The 11,075-nt window shown below is 61.2% G+C and carries 12 protein-coding genes; 11 read left to right on the forward strand and 1 reads right to left on the reverse strand.

Going from position 1 to position 11,075, the window contains the following annotated elements; translation table 11 throughout:
• Nucleotides 1-252 precede the first annotated feature (252 nt).
• From RBB18_RS16210 to RBB18_RS16240, 7 genes are read left to right on the forward strand one after another with little or no spacing between them, the layout of a single operon-like run.
• The gene (locus tag RBB18_RS16210; RefSeq protein ID WP_306111350.1) at nucleotides 253-735 is read left to right on the forward strand and encodes an MSMEG_0572/Sll0783 family nitrogen starvation response protein; all 483 of its coding nucleotides are present in this window, start codon (nucleotides 253-255) and stop codon (nucleotides 733-735) included.
• A 60-nt stretch (nucleotides 736-795) separates the two neighbouring features.
• Nucleotides 796-1,761, forward strand: coding sequence for a Nit6803 family nitrilase (locus tag RBB18_RS16215; RefSeq protein ID WP_274593002.1), 966 nt, complete (start codon nucleotides 796-798; stop codon nucleotides 1,759-1,761).
• A gap of 4 nt (nucleotides 1,762-1,765) precedes the next feature.
• Nucleotides 1,766-2,884 (forward strand): MSMEG_0568 family radical SAM protein, encoded by a 1,119-nt coding sequence (locus RBB18_RS16220; protein WP_306111349.1) that lies wholly within the window; start codon nucleotides 1,766-1,768, stop codon nucleotides 2,882-2,884.
• Nucleotides 2,881-3,426, forward strand: a complete 546-nt coding sequence (locus RBB18_RS16225; RefSeq protein WP_103763370.1) for an MSMEG_0567/Sll0786 family nitrogen starvation N-acetyltransferase — start codon at nucleotides 2,881-2,883, stop codon at nucleotides 3,424-3,426. The genes RBB18_RS16220 and RBB18_RS16225 overlap by 4 nt, the downstream gene beginning before the upstream one ends.
• Nucleotides 3,423-4,400: a sll0787 family AIR synthase-like protein gene (locus RBB18_RS16230; protein ID WP_306111348.1), complete on the forward strand. Its 978-nt coding sequence runs from the start codon at nucleotides 3,423-3,425 to the stop codon at nucleotides 4,398-4,400. Before RBB18_RS16225 ends, RBB18_RS16230 begins: the two co-directional genes overlap by 4 nt.
• Nucleotides 4,393-4,671, forward strand: coding sequence for an MSMEG_0570 family nitrogen starvation response protein (locus RBB18_RS16235; protein WP_103763459.1), 279 nt, complete (start codon nucleotides 4,393-4,395; stop codon nucleotides 4,669-4,671). The genes RBB18_RS16230 and RBB18_RS16235 overlap by 8 nt, the downstream gene beginning before the upstream one ends.
• A complete protein-coding gene (locus RBB18_RS16240) occupies nucleotides 4,653-5,942 on the forward strand; it encodes an MSMEG_0569 family flavin-dependent oxidoreductase (protein ID WP_103763372.1) in 1,290 nt (429 codons plus the stop codon). Before RBB18_RS16235 ends, RBB18_RS16240 begins: the two co-directional genes overlap by 19 nt.
• A gap of 74 nt (nucleotides 5,943-6,016) precedes the next feature.
• Here the strand turns inward: RBB18_RS16240 and RBB18_RS16245 are convergent, their stop codons facing one another.
• A complete protein-coding gene (locus RBB18_RS16245) occupies nucleotides 6,017-6,163 on the reverse strand; it encodes a hypothetical protein (RefSeq protein WP_170067201.1) in 147 nt (48 codons plus the stop codon).
• Nucleotides 6,164-6,709: 546 nt separating this feature from the next.
• On the opposite strand from RBB18_RS16245, the gene RBB18_RS16250 reads away from it, so the two are divergent.
• From RBB18_RS16250 to RBB18_RS16265, 4 genes are read left to right on the forward strand one after another with little or no spacing between them, the layout of a single operon-like run.
• A complete protein-coding gene (locus tag RBB18_RS16250) occupies nucleotides 6,710-8,113 on the forward strand; it encodes an aminotransferase (RefSeq protein WP_306111347.1) in 1,404 nt (467 codons plus the stop codon).
• Nucleotides 8,114-8,171: 58 nt separating this feature from the next.
• Nucleotides 8,172-8,435, forward strand: a complete 264-nt coding sequence (locus RBB18_RS16255) for a hypothetical protein (RefSeq protein WP_146050032.1) — start codon at nucleotides 8,172-8,174, stop codon at nucleotides 8,433-8,435.
• Nucleotides 8,428-9,699 (forward strand): diaminopimelate decarboxylase, encoded by a 1,272-nt coding sequence (locus RBB18_RS16260; protein ID WP_306111346.1) that lies wholly within the window; start codon nucleotides 8,428-8,430, stop codon nucleotides 9,697-9,699. Before RBB18_RS16255 ends, RBB18_RS16260 begins: the two co-directional genes overlap by 8 nt.
• A 52-nt stretch (nucleotides 9,700-9,751) precedes the next feature.
• On the forward strand, nucleotides 9,752-10,675 hold the full coding sequence (locus RBB18_RS16265; RefSeq protein WP_306111345.1) for a hypothetical protein: 924 nt from the start codon (nucleotides 9,752-9,754) through the stop codon (nucleotides 10,673-10,675).
• Nucleotides 10,676-11,075 lie beyond the last annotated feature (400 nt).

Here is an 11,075-nt window from a genome sequence, read left to right on the forward strand (position 1 = left end):
AATATCCATACATTGATTCGTTGTGAATTGAAGCCCTTTGTATGGAAAAAAATGCGCCGCGAATTGTAGGTGTGCGGAAGTAGCTTTTTAATTGAGCATCTGCGCCTCAGAACTCAACGTATTGCGCTGCCAGTAGGGCCATTGTGAGCTTTATTGTATGGAAAATTGTATTTCCTATTGATTGCATTCTGTTTCGCTGGGCAGGTTGAGGGCATTCAACGCAACCGGCAAACGGCCAATCGGAGGATACGCATGCCCGCAGTCACAATGGACAAGCACAAGGACGGAGATTTCTTCGTCGACTATGAAGACAAGGTTTTCGAGGATGTTCAGGCGGAGGAAGGCCAGAAGGCGCTGGTCACCTTTCATACCGTCGCCTTCGAGGGTTCGATCGGTCTGGTCAACATCCTCAACGCCACCCGGCTCAACCGGAAAGGCTTCGAGACGTCGATCCTGCTTTATGGGCCCGGCGTGACCTTGGGCATCCAGCGCGGCTTTCCCACCCTTGGGGACGCGGCCTTTCCCGGGCATCAGAATTTCGCCGACAACCTCAAGAAGTTCATGGGCGAGGGCGGCAAGGTCTATGCCTGCCGCTTCGCGCTTCAGGCGCTTTACGGCCACGGCGAGCCGTCGCTGCTGGAGGGAATCATCCCGATCGCACCGCAGGACGTGCTGGACCTGAAGCTGCTCCATGTCCGCGACAATGCCGTGATCGTCGACACCTGGACGGTGTGAACGCCGTCAGCCGGGGCCGACGCTGGTCCCGGCGCAATTCACAAGAGTATCGGAGCCGTCATGCCCCGCCACGTCAAAGCCGCCGCCGTCCAGATCGCCCCTGACCTGACCAGCCGGGAAAAGACACTGGCGCGCGTGCTGGACGCCATTGATGAAGCCGCCGGACACGGGGCCGATCTGGTGGTGTTTCCAGAAACCTTTGTGCCGTTCTATCCCTACTTTTCCTTTGTCCTGCCGCCGGTGCAGCAGGGCAAACCGCACCTGCATCTCTATGAGCAGGCCGTCGCGGTGCCCTCGGATGACACGCGCCGCGTGGCCGAACGCTGTGCGCATCATGGCGTCGTCGTGGTGCTGGGCATAAACGAGCGCGACCACGGCTCGCTGTACAATGCGCAGCTGATCTTCGACGCCAACGGCACCCTTGTGCTCAAGCGGCGCAAGATCACGCCGACCTATCATGAGCGCATGGTCTGGGGGCAGGGCGACGGCTCTGGTCTTCAGGTCGTGGAGACGCGCGCGGGCCGCATCGGCGCGCTCGCCTGTTGGGAACACTACAATCCGCTCGCCCGCTACGCACTGATGACCCAGCACGAGGACATCCATGTCGCCCAGTTCCCCGGCAGCCTTGTCGGCGATATCTTCGCCGATCAGATCGAGGTCACGATGCGGCATCACGCGCTGGAATCCGGCTGTTTCGTGGTGAATGCCACCGGCTGGCTGACCGAGGAGCAGATCGCGTCCGTCACGCCCGATGAAGCCCTGCAAAAGGGCCTGCGCGGTGGATGCATGACCTGCATCATCACGCCCGAAGGCCGCCACGCGGTGCCGCCCCTGACCGAGGGGGAAGGCATCCTATATGCCGATCTCGACATGGCGCTCGTGACCAAACGCAAACGCATGATGGACAGCGTCGGGCACTATGCCCGGCCCGAGCTTTTGTCACTGCGCCACGACCCGACGCCGGTCGCCACACGCCATCTGGCCGCGCCCGAAACGCCATTTGAGCCCATACCGCTGGAGGATTGACCCCATGGCACAGACAGGTTCCCTGATCACCGATCTTCAGACCCGCGGCATGCGGATGGTCGACCCGCATGCCGGCGCCGACAGCCGCCGTGGCGGGGCGGGTCCGACCGATCACAAGGCGGTCACCATCGACGGGATGACCGTCATGATCCCGGTCCATACGCACTCCGCTTTCGATAGCCCCTATGTGGTCGATGCGCCCGACGCCGATGGACAGGCCAGGGTCACCAAGGACGGTGCGTTCTTTGCCGAGGTCAGCTTTCCCAAGCGGGCCAGTTTCCTCGATCTGGAGACGGCCGACGGCATTCCCTACGGTCACATCGCGCAGCTGCATTCCAAGGATGTGCTGGCCACGACCGTGCTGCAGACCTGCATCCGCTATGAAAGCCGCAAGAAGACCTGCAAGTTCTGCGCCATCGGCCAAAGCCTCGCCGCCGGGCGCACCGTCGCGCACAAGACGCCGGCGCAACTGGCCGAGGTGGCAGCCGCCGCCGTCCGGCTGGACGGTGTCAGGCACATGGTCATGACAACCGGCACGCCGGCGGGCAAGGATCGTGGCGCCAAGGTTCTGGCCGAGAGCGCAGAGGCCATCCGCGCCGCCGTGGACCTGCCGCTGCAAGGGCAATGCGAGCCGCCAGACGACGATGCCTGGCACCGCCGGATGAAGGATGCGGGCATCGACAGCCTGGGCATGCATCTGGAGGTCGTCACGCCAGAGCTGCGCGCGGAGATCATGCCGGGCAAGGCGCAGGTGCCGCTGGAGAAGTATTTCGACAGTTTCGAAGCCGCTGTGGAGGTGTTCGGCTGGGGGCAGGTTTCGACCTATATCCTGGCGGGTCTGGGCGATACGAGCGAGGCCATTTTGGACATGTCCGAGCGTCTGACGGCAATGGGGGTCTACCCGTTCGTGGTGCCCTTCGTGCCGGTTTCGGGCACGCCGCTTGAAAGTCATCCGTCGCCCACGGCCGAGTTCATGCACAGCGTCCTGCCGCCGCTGGCCCGGATGATCCACGAGAACGGGATGCGGGCGGAGGATATCAAGGCCGGCTGCGGACGCTGCGGCGCGTGCTCGGCCCTGTCGGCCTTCGAAAAGTTTGCACCGCGCGAGAGGGTTCCGGCATGATCATCGAAAAGCCCGAGGTCTTTGTCACACCGGAATTCCTGATCCGTCAGGCCACGTTGCCGTGGGAGATCGGCGGTGCGGCGTCGCTGCGGCATCGCACCTTCGTGACCGAGCAGGGCATTTTCCCGGACCACGACCGCGACGAGGTCGACAAGGTCGCCTTGCCGCTGGTGGCGATCTCGACCATGGCGTCCGAGGCGGACGAAGTCGTGGGCACGGTTCGCATTCACGAGACCGATCCCCGGGTCTGGTGGGGCTCGCGCCTTGCCGTGGCGCCGGGCTATCGCCGGGTCGGGCGCTTGGGCGCGGAACTTATCCGGTTGGCGGTCGGCACGGCGCATGGGCGCGGGTGCAAGCTCTTCCTTGCCTATGTGCAGATGCAGAACGTGCCGTTATTTGAGAAGCTTAACTGGACCTCACTCGGTGAACGAGACCTGCATGGCCACCCGCATATGAAGATGCGCGCGGATCTGGCCGCCTATCCGCCGATCGAGGACCCGGCCCGCGGCTGGATGGCGCTTACGAAACGGCGGGCGGCGTGACGGATCTGGCGACCCTCACCGCCACGCTGGCCGCGCATCCGCACGTGACGGGCAAGCGCGATATCGAAATGGTCTGCCGCGCGCTCGGCCTCGGGCAGGAGAGCCCCGGACGCCCCGGCGACGACGCTGCCGCCCTGCGCGCTGGCGACGGCTGGCAGCTTTTGGCGACCGAAGGTTTCATGAACGAGTTCGTGGCCGACGCGCCGTGGTTCGCGGGCTGGTGCGCGGTCATGGTCAATGCCTCGGATATCGCCGCCATGGGCGGACGCGCTACGGCGCTGACCAATGCGCTTTGGGCGCCTGATGCCGAGGCCGCCGCCGAGATTCTGAAAGGCATGGCCGAGGCAAGCGCCGCCTATGGCATTTCGATCGTCGGCGGACATTCCAACCTGCGCACCGACCGGCCCCAGCTTGCCGCCAGCATGTTCGGCCACGCCAAGGCTCTGATCACCAGCTTTGATGCTGAACCCGGAGACCTGCTGATCGCGGCCATCGACCTGCGCGGCGCATACGCGGGAGAGAGTGACAACTTCCCGGCGTTCCTAGGCGTCGAGCCAGAGCGGCTGCGCGGCGATCTGACCCTGCTGCCTGACCTCGCCGAGGCCGGTCTGGTGCGCGCTGGAAAGGACATCAGCCAGGGCGGCATCGCCGGCACGTCCGTGATGCTGGCCGAATGTTCGGGCGTGGGCATCGAGATCAACATCAACGCAATCCCCAGACCCGCAGACACAGATCTGTCGCGCTGGATGACCACATTTCCCAGCTTCGGCTTTTTGCTCGCGGCCAAGCCGGCCGATGTGCCGACAATCTTGGATCGGTTCGGCGCGCGCGACATCGCCGCCGCCGCCATCGGGCGCATCACCGAAGGCAGCAAGGTCACTCTGCACGATGACACCGAACGTGCGACGCTCTGGGATCACGCCGTAGATCCCTATCTCGGCCTTGCACCAGAAAAGGAGCCCGCTCATGCCTGAAGTCACTTTTCGCATCCGCTGGCCCGATGGCAGGGAAGACACCTGTTATTCCCCGTCCACCACGATCCACGAGCATCTGACAGCCGGAAAGAGCTATCCGCTGTCCGAGTTCCTGAAGCGCAGTGAGACCGGGCTCGAACACGCCGCGCGCCGCGTCGAGGCCAAGTTCGGCTTCCGCTGCTCGTCGGCAGACGCACAGGCCGCCTCGATAAAGGCCCGCGCCGCCGATTTTTCCCCCGAGGAGACCGTCACATGCCTGTCGATAACGTAAGACCTATCCCCCAATCTCGCACACAGATCCCGGTGGTCATCATCGGTGCAGGCCAGGCGGGGCTTTCGGCCTCGTGGTACCTTTGTCGCGATGGCGTCGAGCACGTCGTGCTGGAGCGCAACACCCGCTTTCACGCCTGGAAGAACCAGCGCTGGGACAGCTTCTGCCTTGTCACGCCCAACTGGCAATGTCGTCTGCCGGGATTCCCCTACAAGGGCGACGACCCGGAAGGCTTCATGCTCAAGGACGAAATCGTCGACTATGTCGAAGCCTTCGCCGACAGCTTCGACGCCCCGCTGCAAGAGGGCGTCGCCGTCACCCGCGTCGCACAGACCGACGAGGGACGGTTCGAGGTGGACACCGACGACGGGCTTTGGCTGGCCGAGCATGTGATCGTGGCCTCCGGCGGGTATGATCGACCGATAACGCCACCCTTTGCCGCTGATCTCGATCGATCCATCACGCAATTGCATACACGCGACTATCAGCGCCCCGAGAATATTCCCGAGGGCAAGTGCCTTGTGGTTGGCACCGGTCAGTCGGGTGTGCAACTGATGGAGGATTTGCGCATCGCCGGGCGCGATGTGGCGCTGGCCGTGGGGCCGGCCCCGCGCAGCCCCCGCATGTACCGGGGGCGCGATGCCACGGACTGGCTGCATGAGATGGGTTATTATGAGCGAACTATCGACCAGCAGCCCGACCCAAGGGCGACCGAGGCCAAGACCAACCATTACATGTCCGGCCGCGATGGCGGCCACGAGATCGACCTGCGCCAATTCGCGTTGGATGGATTGCAGCTTTATGGGTCTGTGACAGGCATGGAGGGCACGTCGATCACGTTTGCCTCCAACCTGGAAAAGAACCTCGATGATGCGGACGAAAGCTATGTCGGCATCCGCAAGATGATCGACGCGTATATCGACGAGACCGGGATCGACGCACCCGAAGAACCGCCGTTCGAAAAAGTCTGGCGCCCGGAGACAGAGATCACCCGGATAGATGCCGCGGAGGAGGGCATCACGTCGATCCTGTGGTGTATCGGGTTCCGCCCGGATTATGGCTGGTTGCAGGTCGACTGCTTGGATGACACCGGTCGGCCCATCCATCAGCGCGGGGTCTGTGACCTGGATGGCGTCTATTTTCTCGGGTTGGGTTGGTTGCACACTTGGGGTTCTGGCCGGTTCCTCAGCGTGGGCGAAGACGCGGCTCATGTGGCCAGCTGCATCATCCGCCGACTGAGCGAAGGCTCGAAAGGCCGAAGATTCGGATGACAAGGCTTGTGGCGCCTTGCGGTGTCGGCGTGGACAAGCCCGCCGCAAATACTGACCCTGGGTGCATGGAATATTCAGTAAGAGCCATGACAGGTCTTCAAGAGATCCTTCGATGGGGCAATGCCCTCGACGCATGAAACCAGCGTTCCCGCCATCATCTCGATCAGCGTGACTCTGCACAGATAGTCCGGTTTCCGCGCGGCCTTGTCACGTTCGCGCACCAATTCTCCTCGCGAGCTGCACACTGGACCGCGTTGGCCCGAGGGCGCGACCGCTACAGAAACTCCGATGACTTCGCCCCGAGCGACTTCATTGTTGGTCAGCTCAGGCGCTCCTTCACCAGGATGGGGCAGGTTCATGGGGCGAGAGACGTCTTGCTTGCTTTAGTATCTGCCTAAATACTTGGCGTTGACCGTTCCAAAGCGCTTACGCATCGGTCAAAGTCCGATCAATTGCCGTTTGAGACGTTTTTACGCCGCGCTCTGCTGCAGTCTGCGCAGCGCTCAGGTAGCCTGACCCCAGCACCGTCGACGAAGACTTGATCGGCGCTGACCTAAGAGCGGTCGTGGCGAAACGGAAGATCGCCGTCGACGCGCCAAAGACAAAGACCGGGGTTCTAAAAAGGAGCGATACGCCCGAGCACGTGTTCGGGTCGGATAGTCGCCGCCCCAAAGACAGAAATCCACCTGCCCCTATGAGGGGAGCATGTCGGAACGCGTTATTCGTTTTCCGTCTCACCCGTGTAGGGCAAAGGAGCAAGACGATCTATGGACACACTCTTGGAGACCGCGGAGCTGCGAAACGAGCTGGACTTGCCGGAGAAAGATGCCCGACACGTGCTGCATCCCTGGGCGGATTTGCAGGCGCTCGGCAAGCAACAGGCTCTTGTCATGAATTCCGCCAAGGGCGTGCGCGTGCGCGATACCGAAGGCAAGAGCTATCTTGATGCGATCGGTGGCATGTGGTGCATGACGGTGGGCTATGGCTGCGAGGAACTGGCAGATGCCATAGGCGAGCAGGCGCGAAAGATGGCCTATTACACCGCCTTTGGAGACGTATCGAGCGAACCGGCCGCGATGCTGGCAGAGACCTTGGCGGAGCTGTCGCCCGGGGACCTGAACAGGGTGCATTTCACGACCGGCGGATCCACGGCCGTGGAATCGGCTGTGCGGACCGCGCATTACTATTTCTCAGCTCAGGGCAGGCCCGAGAAGCGGCATGTCTTGTCTCGCGTCAACGCCTATCACGGCGGCACCTACCTGACCCAGTCGCTGTCGGGCAAGGCGGCGGACAGAACGCATTTCCACTACGAAACGGAATTTGTACACCATCTGTCCAGCCCCGGTCACGACCCGGACCGGGATTCAATAAGTGCCGAAGGTCGCCTGAAGGGACTGCTGGAAGAGATGGAAGCCGAGATCCGGCGGCTCGGGCCGGAAAACGTGGCCTGCTTCGTTGCTGAGCCGATCCTCGCCTCGGGCGGCGTGCTGACGCCGCCTGACGGATACCAGAAGGCCACTTTCGATCTGTGCCGCAAGTACGATATTCTTTACGTGTCAGACGAGGTCGTCACCGGTTTCGGTCGCTTGGGCCATTTCTTCGCGTCCGAGACGCGGTTTGGAATAATCCCGGACATGATCGTGACGGCAAAAGGCATAACCTCGGGATATCAGCCGCTTGGTGCACTGCTTGTGTCGGATCGGATCGCCGAAGCCGTTTCTGATGCCGCCCCGGAAGATAAGCCCGTGTTCTCCAATGGTTTCACCTATTCCGGGCATCCGGTCGCATGCGCTGCGGCACTGACGAACATCAAAATCATGAAGCGCGACGATATCTGTGGCCACGTTCAGGATGTCGGTCCCTACTTCATAAGTCGGCTGCGAGAGTTGCTTTCGTCGTCCATCGTCTACACCGTGCGCGGCGATCACCTCATGGCTTGCGTAGAATGCTGGACCGGAGAAGAAGCGGGTCCGAATGCGCAGAATATGGCGCTCGCTGCGCGCGTCGATGCCTATTGCCAGGAAGCCGGGCTTCTTGTGCGGCCCTACGAGAACCTCTGCATCCTGTCGCCACCGCTTGTCATTTCGCGCAGCGAAATCGATGAGATCGTCGCCATTCTGGAGAACGCTCTGACGCGCGCAGCCGAAGATCTGGCTGCCGGAAAGATATGAGGTTTCCCTCACCATCAACACTCGTTCGCATTCTTTCATAAACAAAAAAGGACAGACCATGCCCCAACCGACCACTTTTCTCGATTGCCGAGGCCTCTCAAACGCGTTGACCGTTCTGCGGATCAAACAGGCAATGATCGGCAGAGCAGATTGCGGGTTGCCGATTGATGTTCTGGTAGACGGATCCTGCTGCGATGCTGAGCGGGTCTCCGCGAGCCTGACTGGCGAAAGCACCGATGTGCAGCTTTTGTATTGTGCCGAAAGCAATCCTGAAGTGGTGCAGGGTGAGACCAGGAACGGAGGCGTTGCGGCGCATGTCTGAAGCCGCGACCGTCCCGCAATCCGATACCCAGAAGGAAGAAAAGGGTGATGGCGAACCGCCGGAAATTTCAACTGCTTGGTGGACGCGCGAAGATCTTTGCTACCGGACGGGACACCTGCATCTGGGACGTTCTGACCTGGAAACGGTCGCGGAGAAAGTGGGAACGCCTGCCTATGTCATTCGAGCTCCGAGAGTTCTGGAGAATGCCCAACGACTAACAAAGGCGCTTGATGCGGTCGGCGTGCGGCACAGGCTTTATTACGCGATCAAAGCCAACCGGACACCGCAATTGCTGTCCTACCTTGCCGCGCAACGAGCGATCGGCGCAGATATCTGTTCGCCGGCGGAGCTTCTTCATGCTTTGGCCTGCGGTTTCGAGGAAGAACACATATCTTTCACGGCCACGTCCTTGGCCCCGTCCGATCTGGAAACCATCTCACGATTTGATCGCCTGAACATCAACCTGGACTCGCTCTCGGCGCTGCAAAGCTTCGGAGAACGCTGTCCCGGTCGCGACATTGGGATCAGGATCAATCCGGACCGGGGCATAGGCTACGGTGGCAATGACATGCTGCAATACAGCGGAGTCGAGGCGACCAAGTTCGGCATCTACATAGACCGGCTGCCTGAGGCGATTGACATCGCTCGCAAACACGACCTCCGTATCACGCGCGTGCATTTCCATGCCGGATCCGGATACCTTGACCGCGAGTTGTCGCAATTATCCGAGGTGCTGGCGGCCAGCCGAGAGTTTCTGTCCAGACTGCCCGACGTGACAGAGGTCAACATTGGCGGTGGCCTGGGGGTGCCACACAAGTCTGACGACAAGCCGCTTGACCTCGAAAGGTGGGCATCCACGATCGCGGACGCATTCGCCGGGACCGGCCTCACAGTAGCGGTAGAGCCGGGGGACTACCTGGTCAAGGATGCGGGCGTGCTTCTGACACGCGTGACCTATGCCGAACGCCGCCGAGAGGTGGAGTTTCTGGGTCTCGATGCAGGTTTCAACCTCGCTATGGAGCCCGCCTTTTACGGCCTTCCTTGCGAACCGGTCCCGGTCACGCAGCGCAATGCGCCAATGGTCCGTTACACCGTGGTCGGCAACGTCAATGAGGCTTTGGACAAATGGGCAGAGAACCATGCCATGCCTGCACCGGAGCCGGGGGACGTCGTCGCGTTGATCAATGCTGGAGGATATGCCGCTGCAATGCGGTCGGATCACTGTATGCGCGGTACTGCGCAAGAAGTGTTGCTGCTCGACTGACTGCACTTGCACGAGAGCCAAAAGAATACCGCCGATACGAGGGACAGAACAAATGACCGACTTCAAAACGCCCGATAGCGTTTCCGCCACTCGAGAAACGGCCGTGACGCCGCACGCTCCGGGGTTCGCGTTCGATCCGACCGACCCCTGGACCGAAACGTTTCAAAGGGGAATCGAAAAGGCCGGGTTGGCTGGCAAGCGGGTCTACGAGGTGGGCATCGGAACGGGGATCAATGTCGCATTCATGCTTCAGATCTGTGACGCAATTTCCGTGGCGGGCAGCGATCTGGACCCCCGGCTTGCCGATCTCGCGGCGCGCAATGTTCGGGATCTTGCGCCAAAAAAGGCGGACCGGTTCCATGCCGTTCCCGGTGCGGTCAGCCTTATTGACAGCCCGGAGGCCCAAGAGCAGATCGCGAAAAGCGATATTGTCGTCGGCTGTCTGCCGCAAGTGGGCACTCCCGACGATGTGCGACTCGAGGCATTTCGCAAGGCCCAGAAGGCAAAACTGGCAGACGGAGCCAACACGCGCGATGAAGATCACATTGCGCATTATTATCCTTGGGGGGAGTTCGATTCCTTTCCCTTCAACTCCGTCGGGCTTGGTCTGAACGAAGCGCTCTTGCGCCGCGTCAAGGCGGCGGCGCCCACGGCCGATGTGATCTTGAATTTCGGGGCGCGGGTCGGATGCTCCGTGTTGTTCGAACTTTTCGAGGCCAATGGCTATGAGCCCGAGAAACTTCATTCTCAGATCGTCTTGCAGCACGCCGGTACGGATATTTCGTTCTTTGTCGCTTTGGAGAATGCACTGGCGAAGACCGGTCTGGAACGCGAATTCACATGCGAGTTCTACGCCGACCCCGAAGGCAGGACCCGCTTAAGCGCCAGGGAGGTCCAGGCGCGCATCGATGCCGATCCCAAGGTAGAAGTCTATCATGAGGTTTGTGTTATCCGCGGTCGATCCGTTTCGAATTAAGCCAATACTGGGCAGGCATCCGGTGACAGCACCTCCCACCTGCCGAACCTGACACCAGCGACGGCCTTTACGGCGAAATGGCTGATTTGTTCACCCCGAACATGGCCCGTGGACAATTGTTCGAGGGCCGCGTTCCGCCTGGCACACCGCTCCATCCCTTGGGACTGGGTTTTGAATACGACCTCGTACAATGGCGCATGGCTGAACCGACCATGGCCTTCCGCCGTCAGGTGATTGCGCAGGCTTTCGCCCGGGGCATTCTAAGGCCAGGAGACCTACGTTAGGGGCAGGATTGATCGACTTTGTAACCGCCTGATTGATTGATCGAAAACCGGGCGGTGACATATTTGATGTTTGGCAAAAGCGCCAACGTGAACGCGGAAGTGCAATAGCTAAGTGA

This window comes from Roseovarius sp. MMSF_3298 (genome assembly GCF_030733705.1).
In the GTDB taxonomy this organism is placed as follows: domain Bacteria; phylum Pseudomonadota; class Alphaproteobacteria; order Rhodobacterales; family Rhodobacteraceae; genus Roseovarius; species Roseovarius confluentis.